The organism is Pandoraea bronchicola (assembly GCF_902459805.1).
Lineage (GTDB): Bacteria > Pseudomonadota > Gammaproteobacteria > Burkholderiales > Burkholderiaceae > Pandoraea > Pandoraea bronchicola.
Genome location: NZ_CABPST010000019.1, coordinates 1 through 24,449, shown reverse-complemented (window position 1 = coordinate 24,449; position 24,449 = coordinate 1). Strand labels below are relative to the sequence as shown.

Here is a 24,449-nt window from a genome sequence, read left to right as displayed (position 1 = left end):
CGTACGTTTGTCGCGCTACCAGGCGACATCGCACGACGGCACGTGCCTGGCGGCATCGCGCATTCGATTGAGGGCTTGCTTGTGCAGTTGCGCCACGCGGCCTCGCGTGACGCCGAGCATCGTCGCAATCTGTTCGAACGGAATATGCTGCAAATAATGTGATTTGATAATGCGTTGCTCGCGCTCAGGCAACAAATCGACCAACGCACGCACCCGCTTGCGCAACTGATCGAGTTCGACGGCTGCGTACGGTGCCGGCGTTGGCGCAATGGCACTTTCGTCGCTCATCAGCGAAGAGCCTTCGAGCAACATGCCGAGCGCCAGCCCGATGCCCGCCTCGGCCAGCACGTGCAGCAATTGCTCCGAGCCGCCCGGCGTCTCCTCAGGGGCCAGCGACGCGGCGCGCTCCGCACGCAGCCGCTGACGCGCGGAAATTTGCTGATGCCGCTCGGACATGCGGTCCAGTCCGTTGAGCACTGCGCCGCGAACCCGCAAAGAGGCAAACGTCCGAAATTTTGCGCCAAGCGCCGGATCATACCGATCGACCGCCTCGATCAGCCCAATCGTCGCCATCTGGTAATAGTCGTCGAATTCGACGTCGTCGTGATACCGGCCACCGTAGAGTTTGGCCGCGATGATCTTTGCCAGCGGCATGTGACGTTCGATCAACGTCGCCCGAGCACCCTGATCCGCCTGAACGCGCAACGCAAGCCACAACGCCGCTTCCTCGGCGTCGCCGGCAGCGTCCGAAGTGTCGGCGAGGTCGGCATCGTCCTGCTCCGCCAACAAGGCGGGAGCATCTGGCAGATCTTCGGGCAGGTCGTCGAGCGGCGGCGCTGTCATGGGCGTCCCTGATCAGTGGAACGATCCGACGAGCGCGCGCAACAGCAAGCCCCACCCGTCCACCAGAATGAACATCAGGATCTTCAGCGGCAGCGCAATCGTCGCGGGCGGCATCATCATCATGCCCAGCGTCATGAGCAAACTCGAAACGATCAGGTCGATGAGCACAAACGGCAGGAACACCATGAAGCCGATCTGAAACGCCGCACGAAGCTCGGACAGCATGTACGCAGGGATCAACTGAACGTTGCTAATGTCGTTGATATCGCGTGGTTGCGGCGCTTTCGACAACTCGATCATCAACGCCAGATCCTGCTCGCGGGTCTGGCGCACCATGAATTCGCGCAACGGGACGATGCCGCGCTCATAGGCTTGTTCGGGGGTCGTCTTGCCGGCGAGAAACGGTTGCAGTGAAGTCGTGTTGACGGTTTGCAGGACCGGCGCCATCGTAAACATCGTGAGAAAGATGGCGATACCGATGAGCGCAGTATTCGGCGGTGTCTCCTGCATGCCAATGGCGTGCCGCAGCATCGACAACACGATAATAATGCGCAGAAACGCCGTGACGCACACCAGTAAGCCCGGCACGACAGCAAGAAGCGTCAGCCCCAGCGCGATGCGCAATGCCAGCGAGGTGCGCTCGGTATCGGTGCCGGCGAACATCGGCGCGCGCTCCGACTTCGCGACCGGGCGATTCGTCAGACGCGGCACGTGCGGCTTCGGTGCGACCTGCGCTTTGGCATCGCGGGTCGCCTGGCTCAGCGGCGCAGCCTGCATGACACTGGCATCGCGCGCGATGTCGGCCAGACCGGACGTATCGTCTCCCGCCTGCACGGCGATCACGCCGTCGTCGGCCTGCGCCCAGGTCGGCGACACCATCCCCGTCACCAAACCCATTGCCAGGCATACGCCGGCAATCGCGTTCCGAAATCGTGTCATTGCGAATCCTTGTCGTTGGATCGCGCAGACTCGTCGACATTCAGTGGCGAGCGCTCCAGCACATTCACCTGCTCCCCGGCGCATGCAATCAACAGCGATTGCGACTCCCACTCGACCACATAGAGACTGGTTGCGCCGTTCAACCGGGTCACGCAGCGCACCACAGGCGCGGACGTCCCACTGGCGCGCGGATTCAATGCCGCACCGAGCCGCAAGCGCACAGGCGACCCGCCACGGCGGCGGCGCAGCCACCATGCCAACGGTGCAAGCAATGCCAACAGCACGATGACGACGCGTGCGGCCACCGGCATGTCGGCAGTCGGTTCGTCACGCAGCAGCGGCATCGCAGCATAAGGCGACGAAGCTGCCGCAAAGGCGTTCGCAGACAATACCAATGCCGACGCGACGATCAGCGTCGGATAACGCATCCACCGCCCTTGCCGGGTGTCGATTGTCAGCCAGGTCATGGTTACAGCGCCAGCGACGTAGGCAGTTCGGTAATGCGGACCGCGAATTTGTCGTCGACCGCCACCAGTTGCCCACGGGCAATCACCTGGCCCTCGACCACCAGATCGACGGGTTCCGTCAGAACGCGGTCGAGCGTGACGACGTGGGATTCCTTCGCATCGAGCAATTCACCCACGGAGATTTCTGCGCCGCCCACGATCACTTGCACTCGCGCCTTCACATTGCGAAGCGGATTGAACGACGTGACAGTGCCAGCATCCTGCGACTGGGGGCGTGGCGTCAGCGCTTCGAACTGCAAGGGGCTGGCGGTGCGCAGAGGGTCCGTGTCCGAGGCAGCGGCGGGGGTGCCGTGCACATCGTGCGCACGCAAGGGACGGGTGTTCATACTGACTCCTGCAATGAAGACGACTCGTGGGCATCGGAAAGCTCAATGGCGAGCCTGTCCTTCTGACGCCCGAGATAGGCTCGACAAACGGGTTCGCCTGTCGGGGTTTCCACGTGCAACGGCATGGACAGCGCATGCGGGAGGGCAACGATGTCGCCTTCGCGAAGGTCTGTCAGCACTCCCAGCGCAAGCAGCGGGCCGTCAAGCCGAACGCGCAAACTCACCTGAGTGTGTGCGAGTGCGGCGCTCAACTTCGTCAGACCACCCCGCGCGCGGCTATCGAAAGCCTCGGCTGCAATATCCAGCGCTGAAGCACTGGCCTCGCTGGCAATCCAGCGTTGCACGGTAGACGCGAGTGCAATCACGGTCCACTCGCTGGGTCCGAGAGAGAACCTCAACCCCAGCGCGCCAGACCACGGCGCGCGCAGCGTGCCTGCAGGCCAGTCGCTTTGCGCAACGAAACGATCGAAACCAAGGCGGCGAACTAACGCGTCGAGTGCATCGCACGCGACACCGATCGACGCTGTGCCCGCGGTGACGGGACTTTGACCGAACAGCGCCGCCGCCATAGCATGAACCGGCCTGCGCGCACCGGCTGTGGTCCGCCCCGTCAGCCACGCACCGGCATCGACGGACTGCGCCGAATGCAAAGCGAGCACGTCTTGCGGGGCGTTATCGAAAGCCGATGTCAGCGGCACAACCTGCACACCGAAGTCGTCTACCGCCCCCACGGGCCGCGTCGACCACGTTGCGACGAACTCTGCGAGTTGCGTGCGCCAATGGCCAGCCAGGCGTTCGCGCTGTGCGTCCGACCAGGCCTGTAGCGCTCGCCACTCAACACCGTTGGAAGCCATTTGATTCATCGTCCGCCCTTGAGCGAGAACAGCTGTTGCAGCATGTCGTTAGCCGTAGTGATCACCTGAGACGACGCCTGATAACCGCGCTGCATGATGACGAGATCGCTAAATTCCTGCGACAGATCGACGTTCGAATTCTCGACGGCGGTCGTCTTGAGTTTGCCGAAGGCGTCGCTCCCCGCCTTCCCGTAAGTCACGCCCTGCGAATTCGTGCTCTTGAACTGATTGCCGCCGAGTGCCAGGAGGTCGTCGGTCGAGCGAAAGTTGGCCAGCGCGAGCTGCGCCAGCTTCAGCGACTGACCGTTGGAATAGCCGAGCACCAGATTCCCCGTGTCGTCGAAGGTTGCCGATGTCTGACTGCCCGGCCCGAAGCCGTCCTGACCGCCAGCGGCAATCGTCGAAAAGTTGCCGCCCGAGTACGACGTAACATCCTTCGAGAAATCGAATGTGAGCGTGCCGCCGGTCGGCGCGTACGCAAACGAGAAACGCGAGGTCGCGAGCGTCGGTGAGCCGTTGACGAAAACAAGCTGACCGGTCGCGAGTGTCTTGCCGCCCTCGGAAATGCTCGTCAGCCAGGTTCCCGAGAGCGAACTGCCCGCGTTGGTGAGGGACATGCTCAACGTATGGGCTGTCCCCGTAGCGTCGTAGACCGTAATATTGCCGACGGTCTGGTCGGTGGCGGTACTCGACAGGTTGCCGTTGAACGTGACCGTGCTAGTCGCTTTGCCCGGCGTCGTGCGCGCACCGGCGATGCTCACGTCGGTGAGCTGGCCGTTGTTCAGCGTCATTACGCGGCTTTGATCGTTGCGATTGATGAGCCATCCGTCTGCGTCCAGATCGAACTGGCCGGCACGCGTATAGGTGTAGCTGCCATCCGGTTGACGCAGCACAAACCAGCCCAGACCGTCGATGCCGGCATCGAGCGGGCGGCCTGTCGAACGAATTTCGCCAGACGAATAGTTGACGGTGACCCCGTTGCTGGTCATGCCGTAGCCGAGTTGCCCGTAATTGGGACCGTTGCCGCGTCCGGCCTCGGAGTTGTCGTAGAACAGGTCGGTGAACTGCAACGCAGAACCCTTGAAGCCCGGCGTATTCATGTTGGCCGTGTTGTTGGAGATCACGCGCAGCGCGTTCGAGTACCCCAACAATCCTGTCATGCCGATGTAGATGGAATCGAGCATTTCCCTTGTCTCCTTTAGCGGACCGCCGTCAGTTGCGACAGCGAGATGCCTGTGAGCGCCGCACCGTTGGTCGTCTTGATACTCAACTGAGGTGTGTTCTGATCCAGGGTAAGCGCTGTGACGGTGCCCGTGACCGTGCCGCTCGCCGTCGTGGCATCGACCGTCTTGCCGATCAAGCCAACCGACTGAAGCGTTGCCTGTGTGGAAATCAACTGACCGATCTTGTCGTTGAGTTGCTGGGTTTGCTCAAGCGTAGTGAACTGCGCCATCTGCGCCATGAACTGTTGGTTGTCCATGGGTTTGAGCGGGTCTTGATATGTCAGTTGTGTTAGCAGTATCTTGAGGAAGTCCTGCATGCCGAGCGACGACGACTGTAGCGTCGTGCTGTCGATCGGTGTCGTCGAACCTACGGCCATGGTGTGCTCCCTGTCGAAATGCTGAAATTAGCGGCTCGGCGCATTGCGCGAGGCCGCAGCAACTTGCGAAACGTCGTCCTGCGCCTGAACGACAACGCCATTGAGGGTCATCGTGCGTACCGAAATACCTTCGCGTCGCATCGCGTCTCGCAGTGCCGGCACGAGCGCCTGCGCGACATCGGCGTGCGTCGCCGCCACCCCGAGCCAGACGTTCACCCCGCCGTCGGAGAACGACACGTGCCATCTCACCGGTACATCGCGCGAGTCGAACGCCTCGCGCACGATGGCCTGCACGGCGGTGGCCGGATAGGCTTGCGCGTCGGGCGATGACGTCACGCCCTCGCGTGCGCCGCCTGCCGTCGGCAGCGAGGTCTGTGACGACGACTGCACGGCATATGCCGTGTCGCTGAAGCTCGCCTTCTCGGGCACCATCGCACTGCGAACGTCGAGATAGGCAGACGTGGGCAGCATCGACACGGCCTGCGGCTTGGCGGCCGGGCTGCGCGATACGTGTTCCGTCGACATGGCGGACGTAGCTTCGTGTGTCAGCGAACGTGCGTCATCGTCGCCCCTCGGCGACACTTCACCGCCATCCTGCTGCGAAGGCCCCGCGTCAGGCGCAGCATGAAACCAGGACTGTGCCTGCGTGCGCTCCATCGCCGACTGCCACACGCCGCGCCATGCCGGATCGACCGCGCCGTCTCCGGGCTTGCGGCCGGACGTGGTAGAAGACATCACGTCTTCACGTCCTGCGGTTGCGTCAATCATGCGAGTCTCCTGCGTGCGATGGATGCGAAACACCTTGCAGATGCGCGGTTCGCGCGAGCCAATCGGCATCCGACTCGCGCGCCTGCGCTGCTTCCTTGTCTTGCACGAACGCCTCCCATTGGTGAGCCTCGACCTTTTCGAACCGCTCGACGTGCCGCTGCGCCTGAATACAGGCTTCGCGAGCGTCGACGTGCATCGCCTCGCTTGTCTGCACTTCCGCCTTCGCGGTCTCAAGCCTTTCGTGCAAAGTGGCGAGAAACGCCATCGATGCCATTCGACGTCCGATGTCGACCTGCGACGCGCCGTCCACCCTCGCGGATTCCGTTCGCAAATGCGCCTGCGCCTGCGCCAATCGGTCGCGCGCTTCATTCATCTGACGAGTCGCCACGCCCAATGCGTCGCGCGCGGCATCCAGTTGCCAGCGGGCCTGTGCCAGCAGTGGCGACAGCGAAAAGCGATATCCGCGGCGATCGACGCTCATGCAGCCCCTCCGATCAGCCCCTTCAACGCGGCAATCGCTTCAGTACGAGCGACGCCACCGTGGGCCTGACGCAAGAAGTCCCGGATTGGAATGTCCCGCGCCATCGCGGCATCGATGGTGGGATTGTTGCCAGCCACATAGGCACCGATGTCGATCATCGTGCGATGCTGGTCCAACGTCGCCATGATTTCGACGCACTGTCTCGCGAGCGCGCTATCGACGTCGTCCACGACGTCGGGCATCACACGGCTCGCACTGCGCAGCACGTCGATGGCCGGGAAATGCCCCTGATGCGCCAGTAGACGCGAGAGCACAATGTGACCGTCGAGTGTCGCGCGCAAACAGTCCGCCACAGGTTCGTTGAAATCGTCGCCATCGACCAGCACGGTGAAAACCGCAGTAATAGCGCCACCACCCGGCGCAGTGCCGCATCGCTCGCACAATTCGGGGATCTCGGTAAAGACCGACGGCGTGTAACCACGTGCCGTCGGCGGCTCTCCGGCTGCCAGACCGACTTCGCGACGCGCCATGGCGTAGCGTGTCACCGAGTCCATCGTGAGAAATACCTGCAAACCCTGCTCCCGAAATCCCTCGGCGATGGCGATGGCCGCACGCGCAGCGCGCAAGCGCATCAGCGCCGGCTGATCCGAGGTCGCCACCACGACAACGGTGCGCGACAAGCCTTCGTCGCCAAGATGCTTCTCGACGAACTCGCGCACCTCACGTCCACGCTCGCCTATGAGCGCCACCACGTTGACGTCGCTCTTCACGCTTCGCGCCATCATGCCCAGCAAACTGCTCTTGCCCACGCCGCTGCCGGCAAAGATACCGACTCGTTGCCCTTGCCCGAGCGTCAGCAACGCATCGATGGCACGCACACCGGTCTCGAACACGGTCTGAATGCGCGGGCGCGCCATCGGATTGATCGGTGCGCCGAGCAAAGCGCGTGGCGTGAGTCCCGGAATGTCGCCCTTGTCGTCGAGCGGCCGGCAAAACGCATCGACGACGCGACCAAGCAATGCCGGACCGAAGCCGACCTGACTCAGTGCACCGCCGGGACGCACGCTATCGCCAACCTTAAGACCGGTCATGATCCCGTACGGCATCAAGGTGACGCTTGCCCCGCTCGCACCCACGACCTCTGCCGGCCGTCGCACCCCGCCCTCAACCAGCACGTCGCAGACGTCGCCAATACCGGCGCCGGTACCGCTCGCTTCGACGGCGAGTCCGTTCACGCGCGTGACCCGCCCGGTTTTCGGGATCAGGGTCGCGCGAGAGAGTCCGCCGAGGTACGCGTCAAGCATGGGATGGCCCCTGCGTTGCGCGCCCGCCCGCCGCCGCACCTGCCGCCCGTGCAGCACGGACGTCTCGTAATGCGTTCTTCACGGCTTCGAGTTGCGTCTCCAATCGCGCGTCAAGCGTGCCGGCATCGGTTTCGACAATACAGCCGCCCAGCCCGACAGCGCTGTCGGCGAGCCACACCGGATCGCCTGGGACTGCCCCCGCGTTGAGCCAACCAAAGTCGTCCGGGTTCACACGCACCCGCATGACGCGCGCAGGCGACGCCTGCTGCATGGCGTTGCGGATCATGGCGCGCGCGCCGTCGCGGTTGATGGCGCCTTCTCCCGCAATCCGGCAAATCGCCGTCATGACCAGTTCGACGATGTCGCTCTCGGCCGCCTCGCGCATGGCCGCGCGCTCACCTTGCAATTGCGCCACCAGCGCCGAAGCATGTTCCTGCCACTGCGCCTGCTGTGCATCGACCTGCGCCCTGGCTTCCTGCATGCCGGCTGCGAATCCCGCATCGCGGCCCTCTCTCTCGCCAGCAGCATGGCCGTCTGCATGACCTTTCGCAAACCCTTCCTCGAAACCCTGCGCCGTACCCTGCACGACGCCCTGCTGCCGCCCTTCCGCCGCGCCAGCCGTCAGACCTTGCGTGAATCCTGCTTCGTAGCCGTCGGCAAACTCGGCGTTCGGCGTCTCATCAACGTACCCCTGTTGCTGTGGCGCTTCGGAGACCGTCTGCGCTGGCGCTGCCGAGCCCGTAGGACGACGCGTGAGCACGCGCGGTGCCGCATTCAGCGCCACGTCGCGCAACACATCCGGGTGCCCGGTGCCGGGACGGCGTGACAACGTCATGCGAGACCTCCGCGCCAGCGCTTCCATCGACCGAACAGACCGTGAAGGATCGATGGCGAAGCGGTGCGCGTCTCGCCATGCCCTCGGACACTCATGCCCCTTCCGTCTGCCTGCAGTACCTCACACGCCTCGCGCGCGTGCTTCAGCATCGATGCTCGTAGTTCCGGCGATACAGATGTCGCGGACGAACGACCGCCGGTGCCCATGGTCGTGCCCGACAGCGCTGCCGACGGCTGCGCCGCATACCAGGCATCGCGCCACACCCAGGGGTGAAGGTTGAGCAGCAACTCGACAAAACGCGCGGGTTCGTTCCGCAGCATGGCAATCGCGACGGCATCCGGCATGGCGTCGAGTACCTGGGCGTCCTGGTCCGTCAGCAACACGCGTGCCGTTTTGTCACCCTCACCCAATGACTGCAACAGCGATGCATCGCGCGGAATACCCAACTCGCCAAGTTCTTCAAGCAGCGCCGATATGGCGTCCCGCTGATCGGCCTCAAGCGAATGCATCGCCCAGCGCCGGTCTTCGGGGTGCATGGCATGCAGCGCAAGCGCCGCCTGACGCAGGCCTTCGCTCATACGCCGTCCCCGCCCGCCCCGGCCTGGCGTGCCGGAGGCGTTTCCTGCATCCAGGCGCGAATCTTCAGCAATGCAGCGTCACGTTGAGAACTGGTCAAACGGGCGGGCTGCACGACCGCCTTGCGGCGGCTCGCGAACGCGGCCAGCCAGACCAGCAACGCCAGCGCCACCACGGCGAGCAACATGCCCAGCCATCCGGCAACACGCGATGGACTGGCAGAAGCTGCGGCCACCTGCGACGGTGGCACTGCCGTCGACGTGGGTGCAACGGTCGTGTCCGACGCCGTCGCAGGTGTTCTGGCAAACGTTTGCACGACAATGGTGTCGCCACGCGACGGCACCGCGCCGACGGCCGCGGCGACCGCCTCACGCAGGCGCGCCGATGCATCGACATCCAACGGCTTGCGAGACACCACCACCACATCGACCTTGCGCAACGTGCCCGCCGACTGACTGCGGCGCTCGACGCGTTTGCCCACCTGATATTCCGATTCGCGCTGCGAACTCGCGCCAGTGGCGTTGTCGTTCAGTCGGCTCGCCAGCGGCGTGCTGCCTTCCTGAATGACTTCGCGCTCGCGCACGAGGACACCGGACGGTGCGTCCCCAGGTTTGCCCGGTGCGCTCGTCACGTCTTCGGTCGTGACCTGTGAGTCCTGCATGTCGAGCGTGACGTCGACGCTCGCAAGCGCTTCGCCCTCGCCCAGCGCTTGCCGGATGACGCCATCGACCTTGCGCGTCAGGTATGTTTCCATATCGCGCTTCATATCGAGCGCATCGCTGCCACCGGCCGAAGCCGCACCAGCACGTCCCGCCCGAGTGAGCGCAATGCCGTGCTGGTCAATGATCGTCACATCCTGCGCCGACACGCCCGGTACGGCCGCTGCAACCAGTCGCTGGATGCCGGTGACCTGCTCAGGACTCAGCGCACGGCCCTGACGCAGGCTCAGCGTCACCGACGCCTTGCCGTGCGCATCGGGACGTTTGAACAGCCCTTCTTCCGGTGTCGCCAGATGCACGCGAGCACTCTCGATTTCGTCGAGTGACATGATCGTGCGGGTGATCTCTCCCTGCAAAGCGCGCTGGAAATTCACCTTCTGAGCGAACTCGGTCATGCCGAAGTCCGCGTTGTTGAACAACTCGAAGCCGACTGCGCCATGAAGCGCCAACGGCTTGGCCATCAGCTTGATGCGCGTCCTGAGCACCGCGTCCTTGTCGACGAGCAACGTGTGCCCGTCGTCTGCGATGCGATACGGGACCTTCATGCGGTCGAGTTCCGCGACCATGACGCCCATATCCTCGCTGCTCAAATTCGAGAACAACGTCTGATACTCGCTTCGCATCATCCACCACGTGCCGATACCCAGACCCACGCAGATCGCCACCACACCAGCTACAAGGCCGACGCGTGCGCGCCGCTCAAGTCCTTGCCAAAATCCGTTCACCGCTCACTCTCCCCGATTCACTGTGTGCTTTATGTTGTGATTCACTGCGTCTTCCGCAGGCTTACACCTGCATGCGCATCACTTCCTGATACGCTTCGAGTACGCGATTGCGCACTTGCATGAACAACTGGAACGTCAGGCCCGCCGCCTCGAGACGCATCATGACCTGATGCAAGTTCTCGACGTTTCCCGTCGCCAGCGCATGCACCTGCTCGCTCGACGCAAGCAACTGCCCGTTGACTTGCGCCAGCCCTTGCGAGACAGCGGTACCAAAAGCATTACCGGCCTGCGCCTGTCCGGCCTCTGCCAGTGCAGCCGGCGCAGCAGCGCCACCGGCCTGCAACACTTCAATAGCGGCAATTGCGTCTGCACTCATGCGGCGCCCCCAATATCGAGCGCCTTCAGGGCCATGGTCTTCGCCATGTTCATGGCAGCAATGTTGGCTTCGTAAGCACGCGTTGCGCTCATCATGTTCATCATTTCCGTGGCCGAATCCACGTTCGGGTAGTGCACGTAGCCCCGAGTGTCTGCAAACGGGTTGCCCGGTTCGTAGACATTGCGCGGCTGCGCCCCCGTAGATGCGACGGCAAGCTCGGTGTTGCCGAGCCAGCGCGACACGGTGTCGCCGAACGACGACGACGCTCGGCCGGTCACCTGTGCGACGACACGCATCGGCTGATAGCCACCCTCAGGCGTTTGCATCGTGTTGGCGTAGGCCAGGTTCATGGCGGCCACATCCACGCGCAGGCGCTCGATCTGCATACCTGCCGCGCTGATGGCGAATGTCTGACTGAAGTCCATGCTTTGTGTCTCCCCGTTTTCGCGAGCGTTAGCGCTTGCCGTCGGCCACGGCGACCGCCAGCATCGCGAACTGCTTGCCGAGCGCCTTGGTCAACGCCTGAAAGCGCAGCGTGTTCTGCGACAACTCCGCCACTTCCTGGTCCAACTGGACCGGTTGCGGCAAACCGTCGTTGTCCAGACGCGCGCGAACGCTCACACCTGCCGGCAACGCCTGCGATGATTCCGTGCGCCCGCCGAACGCCGCCATCTGTGCGTCGAAGTCGACCTGCTGCGCGACGTACCCACCTACGTTGGCGTTCGCAATATTTGCCGAGCCGACTTGCTGACGCAACACCGCACGATCGAGGGCGGCAGCGACTTGCGCCACGGTTGCGGTATCAAAAATCGACGACATCCACGGTCTCCTTACTGAACGATAAGCTCGGCGCGCAGTGCACCCGCGGCCTTGCAGGCGCGCAGAATCGAGATGATGTCGCGCGTGTTGGTCTTCATGCGGGCCAGGCTCTGCACCAGATCCGCTACGGTGTTGTGTTGCGCGGCGACGAAACCCGGACCGTTCTGCTCGTCCACGTCGATGCGCGAGTTGGTCACAATGGCAGTCCGCACCCCGGGGCCGGTCCGGCTGACGAACATCGGTTGAGAAGCCACGTTCTCCGTCACGATGGAAATCTTGAGGTCGCCATGCGAAATGGCGACCTTCGCGATACGGACATCGCCTCCCGAAACCACCACGCCGGTACGCTCGTTAATCACCACCCGCGCACGCCGATCCGGTGCCACCGTCACGTTTTCAAGCGCGGCAATGAAATCCACCAACTGTGTGTCCGAGCCGGGCACACGCACTTCGATGCCGGCAGCGTCGCGTGCGTTGGCCAGCCCCGGCGATACCTGACGATTGATCGCCGCGGCGATGCGCGATGCCGTCGTGTAGTCCGGATCGGTCAGCACGAACGTCAGTGTCTGACGGGCGCTGACCATCTCTGCGCTCGTACCGACTTCCACCGTGGCACCGCCCGGCACCTCACCGACCGTCGGGTGGTTTTTCTGCACCACGTTGCCGTTCGCGTCGTACCGGTAGCCGCCGACGGTGACCGATCCCTGAGCCAGCGCATAGACCCGGCCGTTTGGCGCCTTGAGCGACGTGATCAGCAACGAACCGCCGACGAGACTGCGCGCGTCGCCAGCCGACGTCACGGTGACGTCGAGCGTGTCACCCTCGCGAGCAAACGTCGGCAACGATGCCGTCACCATCACCACGGCCACGTTTCGGCTTTGAATCTGTTCAGGCGCGACCGTCAGATTGAACTGCGAGAACGCATTGGCCAGCGCCTGGCGCGTGGTGCGGTTGGTCGGCGAATCTCCCGTGCCCGCGAGACCCGTGACGATGCCGTAACCGACCAGAGAGTTCTCACGCCAGCCTTTCAGATGCCCAAGGTCCTTGATGCGCACCCGGTCGCTGTCGTCAGTCGCTGCCATCACAGGCAGCACCAGCGTCATGCACAGCCCCAGCAATGCGCGACTCGCAATACGCGCAAAGCGTCGGAGCCGGCCGACGCGGGCGCTATGAGAAGTCGTGAAATGTACTTGCGTCATGGCGTTCGTCAGAATCCGATAAAGTCCAGCGCTTTTCGCCACCACGCGCGACGTCCGCGCTCGGCGAGATCGCCATAGCCGACATAGTTGATGCGCGCGTCGCTGATGCGTGTCGAGAGCACGACGTTGCCATCCGAGATATCCTGCGGACGTACCCGCCCTTCGAGCTGGATTTTCTGTTGCTCGTCGTTGATCGTGAGCATTTGCTCGCCGGAGATCTTCAGATCGCCGTTGGGCATGACTTCCCTGACTGCCACAGTGATCTGCGCGAGCAACCGGCCGGCGCGCTGCGTTCTTCCGCCACCGTCGAAGTCGCCCTTGACGCCGAGACTCGCGGCAATGGACGGGTTTCGCGTGAGGTTCACGTCGGCCGCAATGTCGTTGGTGCGCCGCGTGGTCGTATCCGAATTGCTCGTCGCGCTGGCGTTCTCGAACACCTGTACCGTGAGCACGTCGTCGACGCGAAACGCTTTGTTGTCCGCCGTGATGGGGCGATAGGTATCCTCGCGATAGAGGCTCTCTGCGCCGGCCACTTGCCACAACGACATGAGTGCGAGCACGGCTAGCGCGCGCCACACGACTGCTTTCATCGCGAAATCTCCAATTTCCCCGGACCTGCCACGCGAGCGAGTACGGCTTCGCTCGATGTTTTCGGACGCACGCGCACCCACTCCCCCTGTCGCCCGTCCTGCATCACCTCGACCGGGCTCTCCACTACCACTGCGCCCCAACTCACTGTGAGCGTGGCCGTCTTGCCACGCGCCACATCCGGCGCAGATTCGATGTCATCAGTAGCCAGCATCTGTCCGGCGCGCACCGAGCGGCGCAATCGTGCACCGACCACACTACCGCTCATCCCACGCAAATCTGTCACCGTCAATGCGCGCTGACGAATCGACGACAACGGGGTATCGCGCAATTCGAATGCCTCAGCTACCAGCGCAATGCCCGGCGGCTGATCGCTTCTAGAAACCCAGACGCGCTGCGTGCCGTCCACACGAAATCGCACCGGCACAGTTTTGCTCACAACGCCGTCGATCAGCACATCGACCCACAGCGTCATGACGGGCTGGGCCAACGCGTCGGGTGCCATTGCCCTGGGCCTGAGCCGCACGTCGCCCGGCGCGACCAACAGATCGCTCCCGCGATCGAGCGGCGTCAGCTTCAGCTGGTCGACACGCGCATCGAGCCAGTTCGTCAATCGCTCGCGGGCTGCAGCGTCGATACGCGACCATGTCAGCGTCTGCGCCTTCAATTCGATCTGCACCACTTCGGCACCGCGCCACTGCACCTGCGCCGCTCGTTCACCACTTCCGCTACTCTGACCCGTGCGCGACGCCACCCAGCGAGCGAGCGCCGCGCGCGTCAGTCGAATCGGCGCCCCCACTGGCGGCGCCGGACCGAGATCGATGGTCTGAACACGTGCTACCTCGTCTGCGTCACCCTCGACCTTTGCGATGTCACCCAGCTTCACGGTGGCCCCGACAACACTTACCCTAACCGGCAGTTCGATCGACACGCCGTCGGCATGCGCACTACGCGCCGTTACCGTCGCAGCGATAGAAAGCGTGACTACGAACAGGGGAAGTGCGTTCGACATGACCCCGCCGCGCCCCATGGACGAAGCACCCCGCATCAGCGACGAAGGTTGTTAACCATTCCCAGCATTTCGTCAGCCGCCTGGACAACCTTGACGCTCGCCTCATAGGCACGCTGCGCCACCATCAGGCCCACCGTTTCGTCGACCAGCTTGACGTTCGAGCCCTCCAGAAAGCCCTGCTGTAGCGTGCCCACGCCGTTCTGTCCGGGTGTGACCTGAATCGCCGCGCCGGAAGCGTCGTTTGCACGGTAGGTGTTCTCGCCGAGCGCCGTCAGCGATCCGGCATCCGTGAAGCGCACGAATTCGAGGTGTCCCGCTTCGATAGGGGTCGACTGTCCGGGCACGGTGAGATTGACGGTGCCGTCAGCGGCAATCGCGATCGCCTGGACGTTGTCCGGAATCGTGATGCCGGGGCGCAGGGCATAACCGCTGGACGTCGCCAGTTGACCGTCGCTGTTGACCTTGAGCGTGCCGCCGCGCGCGAAGGCTTCGCTGCCGTCAGGCAGTGTGACGCTGAGAAACCCTTCCCCCTGAATGGCGATGTCGAGCGGCGAGCCGGTCTTCTTCATGTCACCGCCCTCGAACACTTTGGCCATGTGGCCCACTGCGACGCCGCTGCCCAGATGCGGCAGTGCCGCCAGCGGCCCCGCAATCGCGGCGTCCGAAGAACGCGCGAGCGGCGTCGCTTCGCGCGCGATCAGGTCGGTGAAGCTCACCGAGTTCCGTTTGTAGCCCGTCGTGCCGACGTTGGCCAAGTTCTGTGCAATCGTGTCGACGTTGAGTTGCTGTGCTTGCATCCCCGTCGCGCCGATGTAGAGTGCGTCGATCATCCCGTTCCCCGATACTTCGCTTCGATTTCGCGATGCGGTCGCTTGTCGCCGACCGGCCTCGCCGTGTGTATTACTGCTTATTTCGTTTCGCTGTCTTGCTTGCAGCGTCGTTGCTATCGAATTTTTCCGAGGGTCAATCCGACAACTTTCGGATGGCGTTGCCCAGCATGTCGTCGTACCCCTGCGCGACTTTCTGCATCGATTCGAAGTGGCGCATCGTTTGCATCAACTGCACCATCTCCTGCATGTTCGTGACGTTGGCGTTCTCCAGATAGCCTTGCCTCACCTGAAGATCGACGTCCTGCATGGCGTTGCCTGGGCCGTTCGCTGCGTACATGCCGTATCCCAGCGGCGAGAGTCTATCGGCGCGCTCGAAGCCGACGACGCGCAGTTGTGCGACTGGCTGACCGCTCTCGGTCACGTTGCCCGCAGCATCGACCACCGGATGGCTTCCGGTCAGCACAATCTCCCCCCCCTTCCCCATGACAGGATCGCCCTGCTCCGTCACCAGACGCCCTCGCGCATCCACGTGAAAGTTGCCCTTGCGTGTATAGGCCGGGCCGCTCTGTGTCGCGATTTCGAAGAAGCCCTCGCTATTGATCGCGAAATCGAGCGGCGCGCCTGTGCGTTTGAGCGTGCCGGGACGGGGATCGATGCGTTGCACGCTTGCTGCCGTGCCGGCTTGCGCGATACCGCCAGCTATCTCCCCCGACATACCGGATGCGGCGCCCGACAGGCCCGCGACCATGGCACCGAAGCCAGCGCTGACCGGCACCTGACGCTTGTAGCCCGGCGTCGAGAGATTTGCGAGGTTAGTCGCCACCCCGTTTAGTCGAGCCATGTCGTCCTGCATGGCGTAAAGCGCAACGGCAAGAATGTCTGTCATGGTGCAATCGGCTCCTCAGGGCAATAAGGCAATGCCATCACGCGGCGGCGGGCTGTGTCGCCACCACGCCGAACGACTTCAATTCAAACGACTGGGGAATTTCCGCCATCGACAACACGCGCAGGTGCGGCACGGCACGCTCCGACAATGCCCGGACATGACGGCGAAGCTCTGGCGAGCACAGCAGCACGGGCAACAGGTTGCTCTTCATCATGCGCTCCGTTTGGTGCGCAAGACGAGAAATGAACTGTTCCGCCAATCCGGGATCCACGACGAACGGCTGTGCAGGATCCGCGCCGCGCACGCTGTGCAGGAACTGGCTTTCCAACCCCGCGTCGATGGTCAGCACATGCAGTCCTGCCGCGTCTCCGGCCAGTCCCTGACAGATCGCTCGCCCGAGGCGCTGGCGCACCCGCTCTGTCAGATAGGCGATGTCTTTGGTGACTCGACCGGCCTCCAGCGCCGCCTCAAGAATCGCCGCCAGATTCCGAACGCTTACCTTTTCTCTGAGCAGGTTCTGCAGCACCCGCTGGATGTCGCTGACGGCCAGCACCGTCGGAACGATCTCCTCGACCAATGTCGGCTGGCTCTGTCGCACGCGGGCCAGCATTCGCTCGACCTCGGCCCGCGAAAGTAGCGTCGCCGCCTCGCGTCGCAGCACTTCGGTCAAGTGCGTCATCAGCACGGTTTGCGCATCGACCAACGTGAATTTCGCCGCCACCGCCGAAGCGCGCTGCGATTCGTCGATCCAGATGGCAGGCAGCCCGTAAGTCGGCTCCTTCGTCGGCTCGCCCTTTAGATGCTTCGTGTCTCCCGACGGGTGAATCGCCAGCACCTGATCGAGCCTGGATTCGCCGCGCGCCGCGGGCACGCCGTCGATCTGAATTTCATACTGATGTGGCCCGAAGCGCTCCTGTGTGCGGAAGCGAACTTTGGGCAACACCACGCCGAACTCTTGCGCGAACTGATTACGGAAGAGCGCTAGGCGATCGGACATCAATGTGCCGTCGGTGACCACGCCCGCCCAGCGCTGCCCCACCCAGACTTCGATCGGCTCGATATCGAGCTGGCGATAGGGGTCGTCGGCATTCTCGCTCGACATCGCGCCGTCGTCACCGGTCTCTTGCGCGTCGGCCGAATCCGGCGTTTCGCGCTGCGCGCGATAGGCAAACCACGCCGCACCGAAAAGCACGGCAAACAACGGAATGGCCGGCAACAACGGCACTCCCGGCAGCGCGACGAGACCTGCAAGCGCAGTCCCCGCGATCAGCAGCGTTTTCGGAAATGAAGTGATCTGCCGGAAGACCTCCACGCTCAGATTCGTATCCGACGCGGAGCGCGTCACGATGATCCCGGTGCCCACTGCGATCACCAACGCGGGCACCTGCGTGACGATGCCATCTCCGATGGTCAATAGGGTGTAAGTCTGAAGCGCCTCGCTCCACGGCATGCCGTGCTGGATCACACCTATGACCAGACCACCGATGCTGTCGACAAGCAGGATGATGATGCCGGCAATGGCGTCACCCTTGACGAACTTGCTCGCGCCGTCCATCGCGCCGTAGAAGGCCGCTTCCTTCTCGAGATTTTTACGTCGGCGTTGCGCTTCTGCCTGATCGATGAACCCCATGTTCAGGTCGGCGTCGATGCTCATTTGCTGCCCCGGCATGCTGTCGAGCGTGAACCGCGCCGCGACTTCGGAGACACGTTGCGCGCCGTTGGTCACCACGACGTACTGCACCACGATCAGAATCAGAAACACGATGATGCCGATCACGTAGTTCCCGCCCACGACGTAGCTGCCGATGGCGCCGATCACCTTGCCCGCATCCCCGTCCGATAGGATCAGACGCGTCGCAGCCACATTGAGCGACAGCCGGAACAGCGTCGCGATCAGCAGCAGCGAAGGGAACGTCGAGAACTCGACGGGTCGCGCCATGTAGAACGTCAGCAACAGAATCAGACAGGCGAAGCTGACGTTCGCCATGATGAGAAAGTCGAGCATCGCGCTGGGAATCGGTGCGAAGAGCACCAGTAGCACGCCCAGCACCAGGGCAACGAGCGCGATGTCAGTGTGCTTGCCCAGCACATTGCGCAAGGCGTTCATCACACACCTCCGCTTGCCATGTCGCGGCCGACAGCAGCACGCCGCTGCGCGTCACGCATCGACAACACCCAGACCATGATGCGGGCCACCTGGGCGTAGGTATGCGTGGGCACGTGTTGCCCGATGTGCGCCCGGAAATAGAGTTCGCGAGCCAGCGGCGGGTTTTGCACGATGGGGATGGCGCGGCGCATGGCAATCGTGCGAATCATCCATGCCATTTGCCCCGTTCCCTTCGAGAGAATCTGCGGAGACGTCATCACGCCGTGTTCATAGCGCAACGCAACGGCAAAGTGCGTCGGGTTCGTGATGACGACGTCGGCATCTCGCGTGTCCGCGACGCTATTCATTTTTGCCAGCATTTCGCGGCGCATCGCCTTGAGCCGCGCGCGAATCGAGGCGTCGCCTTCACGTTGCTTCGATTCGTCCTTGACTTCACGTTTGCTCATGCGCATTTGCTTGCCGAACTCGCGACGCGAGTACGCAAAATCCAGCACGGCAAGGCATGCCAGCGCCGCCGCCGTCGCCAGACCGATGGACGTCAGGTCACCGAGAAATAGACGCAACGCGCCCTGCGGCGGCAAAGCGGCAAGGCTCACCAGACTCGGTGCAACATGCTCAAGCGCCAGATAGGTGACGATCGCCAGGGCGCTGAACTTGACGAGGGCGCGTGCCGTATCGAAGAGCGAGCGCATGGAAAACAGCTTCTTCAACCCGGTCATCGGGTTGAGTCGCATCATGTCGATGGTCAATGCCTTCGGTGCAAAGACGGGGCCGGTCTGAACCACATTCGCCAGCACGCCGGCAATACAAACGAAGAACAGCAGAGGAAAGACCAAGCCGCTCAGTTCGCCGATCACCGATTTCCACAGCGCCACGGAGAAAATACTGCCCTGCTCGCTCGCTATACGTATGGCGGCAAACAGCCGCTGTTCGATGGCAAGGAAACGATTAATCACCTCCCATGCGTTGGCATGGGCGTACGCCACCGCGACGGTGAAGACGACGGCGGCGGGCACGTCAGCGCTCTTGCCGACACTGCCCTTCTCACGCGCCTTCCTGAGCTTGTGCGGCGTCGCCTGTTCGTTGCGGTCAAGATCCTGATCAGCCATTGGGTAACACGGCCTCCCAGAACGAGAACGTCAGCGCGTAGGCGCGATCCATCGGGCCATGCATAAGCGGCAACCACAACGCGAGTGCGGCCACACCGATCACGATCTTGAGCGGAATGCCGAACGCGAACATGTTCATTTGCGGCATGTTGCGAGCGAGCGCGCCGAGACAGAACTCCACGAGCAGCAGGCAAAGCACGACCGGCGAGATGAGCGCGAACCCGAGCGTCCACATGCTGCCGGCGTGTTTGATCACCATGGTCACGGAGTCCGGGTTTTGCCAGGCAGCACCGGGCGTGACCATCCGAAAGCTGTAAGCCAACCCGCGCAAGAGCGTGTAATGACCGCCTGCCAGAAAGAAAAGAAAAATGGCAAGTTGATTGAACAGCCCGGTGAGCACCGGCGCCTGACGCAGACTGACCGGATCGAACACCTGCCCGATGCCGAAGCCGATCTGCACATCCAGCAGACGCCCTGCCACAGAGAAGCACGCAAACGATGCGAGCACTCCCAGCGCCAGCGTAGCGCCGAGCATCGCTTCGGATACCATGGCGCCGACGACCGACCCGAAATCGCCCGGGAGCGTGCTTCGCCAATCCGGTGCGCCGCCGACCAGCGCGACGGCAAACCCCGCGACGAGCAGGAATCTGACCATCGGCGGAACGCCGCTCATCGTCAGAACAGGCGTAACAAGAAGAAGGGCCGAGATACGCACCGCGACCAATAGCACTGCTAATAGCCACTGTGGATCGAGTTGATGGAGCAATGTCATATGTGCTCCTCAGAACATGCCTGGAATTGCCACCCAGAGCTTGGTGGCAAATGCCGTGATCTTCTGCAACATCCACGGGCCGAAGAAAATCAGACTCAGGCCCGCTGTGATGAGCTTCGGCACGAAGGTCAGCGACATTTCCTGAATTTGCGTGACGACCTGAAACACACTGATTGTCAGCCCGACGGCCATCGTAAGCGCAAGAACGGGAAAACAAACCTGCAATCCCGTCCACAGCAACTCCGCCATCAGGCGTAACGCAAAATCGGAATACATGCTACTCCCCCGGGATACACCCCAACGCACCATCGATGTGCGCGTATTTCGTATTTATTTACTTCTCACATTTGGCCGCGCATTATTGCATTTACTTTCATGAATGTCACAAGACCCGCTTATCGTGTGGTCTCAATGTTGCGTACTCCAATACGTTTCATAGGCCCATTGACGAGCAAAAACGTTATGTTGTAGTACTTCGGGAACCCGGACTCAGGGGGGTATTGCGACGTTCAAATATGGAGTCCAGCATTGCGCCATATGTGTTTTGGTGCACCATCGGATTGCTATTCATTTCCAACAGCCACAATCGGTCTTCCTCGTCCAGAATCGCATCCAGCGTAAACACGGTGTTATGCCTTGTGTCCTCAGGAATGCCAAACCACAAGACGCGGCCGATATTGCGCAAGTGTTCCTGCAAAGCCTCCGATTGCTTGGCAAGGCTATCCCGGTCTCCCCAAACGAGTGGATCAAACGGCGTAACAAACCGGAAATCCAGATAGACACGCGTGCCTTCCGGGACGATGGTTTCCTGGCTCACGCCTTGCCATGCCAGCATCGCCTCGCTTTGCTCCAACGAATGCGACTTATCGTAGTTTCCCCGACGTTCTTTAGCCAATGCGTTGAGCGAACGATGCCCATCGCCGATCAGACAAGGAAATTCGAGTGCCTCCATGGCCACGGGGCGATCATTCCAAAACCATATCTTGCACGTCTTCCCTAATACAAAAGCTTCACAATAATCGGTATCGAGTAACGTCGGCACGGCTTCCGTTTGATCATGACGAAACGGCCCGAACAAGTTCTGTCCGAACGATCCGTTTCTGCGTTTGACGATGAAATTTTTTGATTGCGGCATTTCAGGAGGTCGCCACGAAGGCGTTACACGAAGGCCTTGGTCCTCGCAATACCTCTTGAATACGACCTTATCGGATGAAATAGGCCATCGCTTCACCGTGTAAGGCAGCCAGCCGACGAAGCCCATGGCAGTCTCTTCAGTCAGCGAGTTCGTGTAAGCCAACCCATGAGACGCGCGAAACGAGAATTTTGGAATCAACGTCGTGGACTTCGAGCCGATAGACACTGTGGCCCGGTAGGTATTCACGTCGAGCGCGAGTGTTCCTCCAGCCGCTTTCACCCATCGGCGCACGGCCGTGAGATGAGCGTTCAGGTCGAACATATGAATCACGATAAACCTCAATAGAAGCGAAGAAGGGTCAGCGCTGTGTCAACTAGCGCAACAAGAATCGTCAGGCAAAAGGATGAGGGAAGAGCGCCGCTTTAGCGCAAGTCTTCAACATTCCCATCGGCATTCTGCCCGCACCGAACGTCATCGGCAGCAAACCGGGGACGAGTGCACGTACCGTATGCAGCCGCGCGCCGCGCGTGGTTCGTGGAGCATCGGGAACTGTCAAATCGACGAATATCGGGTCAAGCCCTTTGCTTAGGAGGGACGCGAGAACGTCGCCACAAGCCGCGCGGTGGGCGTTCGCCAGCGTTTGAAAAGTCCGCGATCGGGCACCGGCCAATAGGGCATCGGCTCTCTTGTAATATCGGCGCGTCGCAAAAAGATCGACATGATGGGCCGGAAATCGTACCTGGGAAGGCGTCACGACCACCGCGGCCAGTGCCGCGAGGCGTGCATGCGCCCCAATCTCCGCTTCGCCCAATGCAGTTTCCAGCGCGCCTGCGAGATCGGCGCCTGCCCCAGCGCCGAAACACGTGAAATGCTTCTCATCGTTTCTAATTGCCACCATCACCGCCGGGAGCACACCACGGTCCAATACGAAAAGCGCTACCGTGCACCCATTGGCCTTCAACCAGTCGATACGAAACCGAAATCCGGCGGGCAGCGACACTTCGTCTATCCGAGTGCCAGGTGTCTGAGCCGCCCAGTGACGCATAAATGCGTCCCGTTCCACCAATTCCCATAACGCAGCATTCTGCGCCGCCACAATGTCGAGATGCGAAGCGCATCCTGAGGATGTCGCCCAGCATCGAATCGGCCCATCCCTTAACGCTTCAAGGCCCTTGGCATGAAAAACACAGTCAGCGTGAACCAAAACATCATGTCCGTCCCGCGCGCTGACCGCTTCTGTCCACAGCGTGCGCTCATTGTCGCGAAGGCGGGTAAACGGGAAATCTTTGCGTCGATACTGGGCTGGCGAGAAAGCAATAATTCTCTCTGGATGAACGGCGTTGGGCAACTCCAGAAGTGTTCCCCACCGCAAGCACCTCGGAGTGCGATATGCATAGCGCTCGACGGCTTCCGCAATCGCTTTGTCCAGTGCGAGTACCGGATCTGCGGCGCGCCCCCACGCCAGCCCCTCCGTGTTGGACTCGACATCGATCTTGGCCGTCGCCGCATGAAAGGGCAGGGACGGAAGTTCTTCGGACCAGGTTAATGTCAGTGGCAAAGCGTCTGGATGTCTGGTCTCCAATGCCGCGAGATTCAGACTGCCTAACAACCCCGTCGCAAGTATCGTTGCACGCGTTGGCACCTCGAATAACGCAGCCATGCGGGAGGGCGAGTAGTTCCCGTAGGGGCTCCACGCCAGCTTCGCGTCAGCACAATACAGCGCCACGTTCTGCAACGCTGCCCCCGCCTCCAACATGAGAAATGGGTATGCGCGATTGCGATACTTCAACGCCGTGAGTGAGAGATCGGCCCAAGCGACCAGGACAACGCGCACGTTCGTCAAATCGCGAGGTGCGTTGGACGCGCGAAAGATATCTGTGGGAGACGAATCAATACGCGACAGCGCAACGTCCGATTGCATCTCAGAACTACGAGAACTGTCGAACTTCACAAGGTAGGCGCCACTGGGCAAGTCATCAATCGGATCAAGCAGCACCACGCCGAGCCGAAGCGTGTGAAGTGCCCCGGCTGACGGCACCGTACGCCGTGTATGGTCGCTATCGACGACTGCGCCATACGCCGCGCGCAACACGCCCGCCAACGACGCCTTGGATATTCCTTGCCCGCCGAATTCTCTGGCGGACCGCCGATCTCGCCAAAGACCGTCCAGACTTGAGGACGTTTGCGGCATCACATGCACCTGAGTCTCAGGTTCCGCAGTACACGAAGCAAGCGCGCTCACTGCAGACCACACGCCTGCGTGTGCAGGCAGTCCGAAACGAGCCAGCGGATCCACTGTGGCTTCAGCTATCGCAGGGAGTTGCAATGCGGCATCCACCATGACTCCAGCATCGAGCAGGTCAGCGACGAAGCGGGACATGCGGTCATCGCCCCATGTCTGCACGGACAGGTTTCCGAGTTCGGTGAGACTTCTATGCCCCTGACACCACTCGAAGAGCTTCTTCAGCATAGGACGAGGTGCCCGAACGGTAATCGACTCGCCGCGCCATTGCACGCTGAGTCGCTGACCGGAAATCAATGCCGGAGCAGCGAACACCGGGCAGATGCGTGACGGGTCGTTCAGGGCGTTTTCGACAACGGAGGCGGGATTCTTGTGCAACACGATGGCGTCTCAGAGATGTCCGTTTATTTTGGATACCGGCACATTTGCCGACGGCTGATCGAGTGTGATTATAGGCGCGGACGACTCGCAACTGCCGGGGGACTTCGCCGTGCCATGACATTTCACGTCACGGTGAATCATGACCGGTGGCATTGAGCGAAGATGGCGACATATCGTCACCGCGATTTTTTCTACAGCAGAGTTTTCGTGATGCCCATCGCTTTCTCAAATCCGACTCTCGAATTCCCATCCGGACCGCTCGATGCCGTCACGCACCCCGACCCATATCCGTACTACGCGTCGCTGGCCGCGCGGCGTCCGTTTGGCTACGACGCCTCGCTTGGCCTGGGGGTCGCCGCCGGACCGCAGGCGCTGAACAACGCGTCGGGCACCATCGTGACGAAGGGACAAGCCGTCATTGACCCTACCCCAGAAAACAGTACCACTGAAAAGTAGAAAATCCGGCATGATTTTGACAGTTTGAAACGGAAGACAT

Annotated in this window: 28 protein-coding genes; 1 reads left to right on the top strand and 27 read right to left on the bottom strand. The window is 62.0% G+C overall.

What is annotated here, in order from left to right; translation table 11 throughout:
* Positions 1 to 15 precede the first annotated feature (15 nt).
* The 27 genes from PBR20603_RS23325 to PBR20603_RS23195 all read right to left on the bottom strand — a co-directional run bounded on the left by PBR20603_RS23325 (position 16) and on the right by PBR20603_RS23195 (position 23,953).
* Positions 16 to 843 carry a sigma-70 family RNA polymerase sigma factor gene (locus PBR20603_RS23325; protein ID WP_150561838.1) on the bottom strand — a complete coding sequence of 276 codons (828 nt, stop codon included), beginning with the start codon at positions 841 to 843 and terminating at the stop codon, positions 16 to 18.
* A gap of 12 nt (positions 844 to 855) precedes the next feature.
* Positions 856 to 1,782, bottom strand: coding sequence for a flagellar type III secretion system pore protein FliP (gene fliP / locus PBR20603_RS23320; RefSeq protein WP_246174955.1), 927 nt, complete (start codon positions 1,780 to 1,782; stop codon positions 856 to 858).
* The gene (locus PBR20603_RS23315; RefSeq protein WP_150561837.1) at positions 1,779 to 2,249 is read right to left on the bottom strand and encodes a hypothetical protein; all 471 of its coding nucleotides are present in this window, start codon (positions 2,247 to 2,249) and stop codon (positions 1,779 to 1,781) included. The genes fliP and PBR20603_RS23315 overlap by 4 nt, the downstream gene beginning before the upstream one ends.
* 2 nt (positions 2,250 to 2,251) lie before the next feature.
* Positions 2,252 to 2,635 (bottom strand): FliM/FliN family flagellar motor switch protein, encoded by a 384-nt coding sequence (locus PBR20603_RS23310; protein WP_150561836.1) that lies wholly within the window; start codon positions 2,633 to 2,635, stop codon positions 2,252 to 2,254.
* Positions 2,632 to 3,489, bottom strand: a complete 858-nt coding sequence (locus PBR20603_RS23305; RefSeq protein ID WP_174978040.1) for a FliM/FliN family flagellar motor switch protein — start codon at positions 3,487 to 3,489, stop codon at positions 2,632 to 2,634. The genes PBR20603_RS23310 and PBR20603_RS23305 overlap by 4 nt, the downstream gene beginning before the upstream one ends.
* 5 nt (positions 3,490 to 3,494) lie before the next feature.
* Entirely contained in the window at positions 3,495 to 4,673 is a 1,179-nt protein-coding gene (locus PBR20603_RS23300) for a flagellar hook protein FlgE (protein WP_150561834.1), read from the bottom strand.
* Positions 4,674 to 4,687: 14 nt separating this feature from the next.
* On the bottom strand, positions 4,688 to 5,089 hold the full coding sequence (locus PBR20603_RS23295; protein ID WP_150561833.1) for a flagellar hook capping FlgD N-terminal domain-containing protein: 402 nt from the start codon (positions 5,087 to 5,089) through the stop codon (positions 4,688 to 4,690).
* A 27-nt stretch (positions 5,090 to 5,116) separates the two neighbouring features.
* Positions 5,117 to 5,857 (bottom strand): hypothetical protein, encoded by a 741-nt coding sequence (locus tag PBR20603_RS23290; RefSeq protein ID WP_150561832.1) that lies wholly within the window; start codon positions 5,855 to 5,857, stop codon positions 5,117 to 5,119.
* On the bottom strand, positions 5,850 to 6,338 hold the full coding sequence (locus PBR20603_RS23285; RefSeq protein WP_150561831.1) for a flagellar export protein FliJ: 489 nt from the start codon (positions 6,336 to 6,338) through the stop codon (positions 5,850 to 5,852). The genes PBR20603_RS23290 and PBR20603_RS23285 overlap by 8 nt, the downstream gene beginning before the upstream one ends.
* A complete protein-coding gene (locus PBR20603_RS23280) occupies positions 6,335 to 7,642 on the bottom strand; it encodes a FliI/YscN family ATPase (protein ID WP_150561830.1) in 1,308 nt (435 codons plus the stop codon). Before PBR20603_RS23280 ends, PBR20603_RS23285 begins: the two co-directional genes overlap by 4 nt.
* Positions 7,635 to 8,477 (bottom strand): FliH/SctL family protein, encoded by an 843-nt coding sequence (locus PBR20603_RS23275; RefSeq protein ID WP_174978039.1) that lies wholly within the window; start codon positions 8,475 to 8,477, stop codon positions 7,635 to 7,637. The genes PBR20603_RS23280 and PBR20603_RS23275 overlap by 8 nt, the downstream gene beginning before the upstream one ends.
* Complete coding sequence (locus PBR20603_RS23270; RefSeq protein ID WP_150561828.1) at positions 8,474 to 9,055, bottom strand: hypothetical protein; 582 nt, start codon at positions 9,053 to 9,055, stop codon at positions 8,474 to 8,476. Before PBR20603_RS23270 ends, PBR20603_RS23275 begins: the two co-directional genes overlap by 4 nt.
* Entirely contained in the window at positions 9,052 to 10,497 is a 1,446-nt protein-coding gene (fliF, locus tag PBR20603_RS23265; RefSeq protein WP_150561827.1) for a flagellar basal-body MS-ring/collar protein FliF, read from the bottom strand. The genes PBR20603_RS23270 and fliF overlap by 4 nt, the downstream gene beginning before the upstream one ends.
* 61 nt (positions 10,498 to 10,558) lie before the next feature.
* A complete protein-coding gene (gene fliE, locus PBR20603_RS23260) occupies positions 10,559 to 10,873 on the bottom strand; it encodes a flagellar hook-basal body complex protein FliE (RefSeq protein WP_150561826.1) in 315 nt (104 codons plus the stop codon).
* A complete protein-coding gene (gene flgC / locus PBR20603_RS23255) occupies positions 10,870 to 11,298 on the bottom strand; it encodes a flagellar basal body rod protein FlgC (protein ID WP_150561825.1) in 429 nt (142 codons plus the stop codon). The genes fliE and flgC overlap by 4 nt, the downstream gene beginning before the upstream one ends.
* Positions 11,299 to 11,326: 28 nt before the next feature.
* Positions 11,327 to 11,692 (bottom strand): flagellar basal body rod protein FlgB, encoded by a 366-nt coding sequence (locus PBR20603_RS23250; protein ID WP_150561824.1) that lies wholly within the window; start codon positions 11,690 to 11,692, stop codon positions 11,327 to 11,329.
* Positions 11,693 to 11,703: 11 nt separating this feature from the next.
* Positions 11,704 to 12,891 (bottom strand): flagellar basal body P-ring protein FlgI, encoded by a 1,188-nt coding sequence (locus PBR20603_RS23245; protein WP_246174954.1) that lies wholly within the window; start codon positions 12,889 to 12,891, stop codon positions 11,704 to 11,706.
* An 8-nt stretch (positions 12,892 to 12,899) separates the two neighbouring features.
* The gene (locus tag PBR20603_RS23240; RefSeq protein ID WP_150561823.1) at positions 12,900 to 13,481 is read right to left on the bottom strand and encodes a flagellar basal body L-ring protein FlgH; all 582 of its coding nucleotides are present in this window, start codon (positions 13,479 to 13,481) and stop codon (positions 12,900 to 12,902) included.
* Entirely contained in the window at positions 13,478 to 14,491 is a 1,014-nt protein-coding gene (flgA, locus tag PBR20603_RS23235) for a flagellar basal body P-ring formation chaperone FlgA (RefSeq protein WP_174978038.1), read from the bottom strand. Before flgA ends, PBR20603_RS23240 begins: the two co-directional genes overlap by 4 nt.
* Positions 14,492 to 14,526: 35 nt before the next feature.
* A complete protein-coding gene (gene flgG / locus PBR20603_RS23230; RefSeq protein ID WP_150561821.1) occupies positions 14,527 to 15,321 on the bottom strand; it encodes a flagellar basal-body rod protein FlgG in 795 nt (264 codons plus the stop codon).
* A gap of 133 nt (positions 15,322 to 15,454) precedes the next feature.
* Positions 15,455 to 16,207 carry a flagellar hook-basal body protein gene (locus PBR20603_RS23225; protein WP_150561820.1) on the bottom strand — a complete coding sequence of 251 codons (753 nt, stop codon included), beginning with the start codon at positions 16,205 to 16,207 and terminating at the stop codon, positions 15,455 to 15,457.
* 37 nt (positions 16,208 to 16,244) lie between these two features.
* Positions 16,245 to 18,314: a flagellar biosynthesis protein FlhA gene (locus PBR20603_RS23220; protein ID WP_150561819.1), complete on the bottom strand. Its 2,070-nt coding sequence runs from the start codon at positions 18,312 to 18,314 to the stop codon at positions 16,245 to 16,247.
* Positions 18,314 to 19,423 carry an EscU/YscU/HrcU family type III secretion system export apparatus switch protein gene (locus tag PBR20603_RS23215; protein WP_150561818.1) on the bottom strand — a complete coding sequence of 370 codons (1,110 nt, stop codon included), beginning with the start codon at positions 19,421 to 19,423 and terminating at the stop codon, positions 18,314 to 18,316. The genes PBR20603_RS23220 and PBR20603_RS23215 overlap by 1 nt, the downstream gene beginning before the upstream one ends.
* A complete protein-coding gene (locus PBR20603_RS23210) occupies positions 19,416 to 20,195 on the bottom strand; it encodes a flagellar biosynthetic protein FliR (RefSeq protein ID WP_150561817.1) in 780 nt (259 codons plus the stop codon). The genes PBR20603_RS23215 and PBR20603_RS23210 overlap by 8 nt, the downstream gene beginning before the upstream one ends.
* A 9-nt stretch (positions 20,196 to 20,204) precedes the next feature.
* Positions 20,205 to 20,471, bottom strand: coding sequence for a flagellar biosynthetic protein FliQ (locus PBR20603_RS23205; RefSeq protein WP_150561816.1), 267 nt, complete (start codon positions 20,469 to 20,471; stop codon positions 20,205 to 20,207).
* Between the two features lie 184 nt (positions 20,472 to 20,655).
* Positions 20,656 to 21,651 carry a hypothetical protein gene (locus PBR20603_RS23200; protein ID WP_150561815.1) on the bottom strand — a complete coding sequence of 332 codons (996 nt, stop codon included), beginning with the start codon at positions 21,649 to 21,651 and terminating at the stop codon, positions 20,656 to 20,658.
* A gap of 70 nt (positions 21,652 to 21,721) precedes the next feature.
* The gene (locus tag PBR20603_RS23195) at positions 21,722 to 23,953 is read right to left on the bottom strand and encodes a YcaO-like family protein (RefSeq protein ID WP_174978037.1); all 2,232 of its coding nucleotides are present in this window, start codon (positions 23,951 to 23,953) and stop codon (positions 21,722 to 21,724) included.
* A 210-nt stretch (positions 23,954 to 24,163) separates the two neighbouring features.
* Between PBR20603_RS23195 and PBR20603_RS23190 the strand changes: the two genes are divergently transcribed.
* On the top strand, positions 24,164 to 24,409 hold the full coding sequence (locus PBR20603_RS23190) for a hypothetical protein (RefSeq protein ID WP_150561813.1): 246 nt from the start codon (positions 24,164 to 24,166) through the stop codon (positions 24,407 to 24,409).
* Positions 24,410 to 24,449: the final 40 nt, after the last annotated feature.

Bases quoted from the DNA above. Each gene is read 5' to 3' on its own strand.
- PBR20603_RS23325 (WP_150561838.1), bottom strand. From the start codon at position 843: ATGACAGCGCCGCCGCTCGACGACCTGCCCGAAGATCTGCCAGATGCT.
- fliP (WP_246174955.1), bottom strand. From the start codon at position 1,782: ATGACACGATTTCGGAACGCGATTGCCGGCGTATGCCTGGCAATGGGT.
- PBR20603_RS23315 (WP_150561837.1), bottom strand. From the start codon at position 2,249: ATGACCTGGCTGACAATCGACACCCGGCAAGGGCGGTGGATGCGTTAT.
- PBR20603_RS23310 (WP_150561836.1), bottom strand. From the start codon at position 2,635: ATGAACACCCGTCCCTTGCGTGCGCACGATGTGCACGGCACCCCCGCC.
- PBR20603_RS23305 (WP_174978040.1), bottom strand. From the start codon at position 3,489: ATGGCTTCCAACGGTGTTGAGTGGCGAGCGCTACAGGCCTGGTCGGAC.
- PBR20603_RS23300 (WP_150561834.1), bottom strand. From the start codon at position 4,673: ATGCTCGATTCCATCTACATCGGCATGACAGGATTGTTGGGGTACTCG.
- PBR20603_RS23295 (WP_150561833.1), bottom strand. From the start codon at position 5,089: ATGGCCGTAGGTTCGACGACACCGATCGACAGCACGACGCTACAGTCG.
- PBR20603_RS23290 (WP_150561832.1), bottom strand. From the start codon at position 5,857: ATGATTGACGCAACCGCAGGACGTGAAGACGTGATGTCTTCTACCACG.
- PBR20603_RS23285 (WP_150561831.1), bottom strand. From the start codon at position 6,338: ATGAGCGTCGATCGCCGCGGATATCGCTTTTCGCTGTCGCCACTGCTG.
- PBR20603_RS23280 (WP_150561830.1), bottom strand. From the start codon at position 7,642: ATGCTTGACGCGTACCTCGGCGGACTCTCTCGCGCGACCCTGATCCCG.
- PBR20603_RS23275 (WP_174978039.1), bottom strand. From the start codon at position 8,477: ATGACGTTGTCACGCCGTCCCGGCACCGGGCACCCGGATGTGTTGCGC.
- PBR20603_RS23270 (WP_150561828.1), bottom strand. From the start codon at position 9,055: ATGAGCGAAGGCCTGCGTCAGGCGGCGCTTGCGCTGCATGCCATGCAC.
- fliE (WP_150561826.1), bottom strand. From the start codon at position 10,873: ATGAGTGCAGACGCAATTGCCGCTATTGAAGTGTTGCAGGCCGGTGGC.
- flgC (WP_150561825.1), bottom strand. From the start codon at position 11,298: ATGGACTTCAGTCAGACATTCGCCATCAGCGCGGCAGGTATGCAGATC.
- PBR20603_RS23250 (WP_150561824.1), bottom strand. From the start codon at position 11,692: ATGTCGTCGATTTTTGATACCGCAACCGTGGCGCAAGTCGCTGCCGCC.
- PBR20603_RS23245 (WP_246174954.1), bottom strand. From the start codon at position 12,891: ATGACGCAAGTACATTTCACGACTTCTCATAGCGCCCGCGTCGGCCGG.
- PBR20603_RS23240 (WP_150561823.1), bottom strand. From the start codon at position 13,481: ATGAAAGCAGTCGTGTGGCGCGCGCTAGCCGTGCTCGCACTCATGTCG.
- flgA (WP_174978038.1), bottom strand. From the start codon at position 14,491: ATGTCGAACGCACTTCCCCTGTTCGTAGTCACGCTTTCTATCGCTGCG.
- flgG (WP_150561821.1), bottom strand. From the start codon at position 15,321: ATGATCGACGCACTCTACATCGGCGCGACGGGGATGCAAGCACAGCAA.
- PBR20603_RS23225 (WP_150561820.1), bottom strand. From the start codon at position 16,207: ATGACAGACATTCTTGCCGTTGCGCTTTACGCCATGCAGGACGACATG.
- PBR20603_RS23220 (WP_150561819.1), bottom strand. From the start codon at position 18,314: ATGAACGCCTTGCGCAATGTGCTGGGCAAGCACACTGACATCGCGCTC.
- PBR20603_RS23215 (WP_150561818.1), bottom strand. From the start codon at position 19,423: ATGGCTGATCAGGATCTTGACCGCAACGAACAGGCGACGCCGCACAAG.
- PBR20603_RS23210 (WP_150561817.1), bottom strand. From the start codon at position 20,195: ATGACATTGCTCCATCAACTCGATCCACAGTGGCTATTAGCAGTGCTA.
- PBR20603_RS23205 (WP_150561816.1), bottom strand. From the start codon at position 20,471: ATGTATTCCGATTTTGCGTTACGCCTGATGGCGGAGTTGCTGTGGACG.
- PBR20603_RS23200 (WP_150561815.1), bottom strand. From the start codon at position 21,651: ATGTTCGACCTGAACGCTCATCTCACGGCCGTGCGCCGATGGGTGAAA.
- PBR20603_RS23190 (WP_150561813.1), top strand. From the start codon at position 24,164: ATGCCCATCGCTTTCTCAAATCCGACTCTCGAATTCCCATCCGGACCG.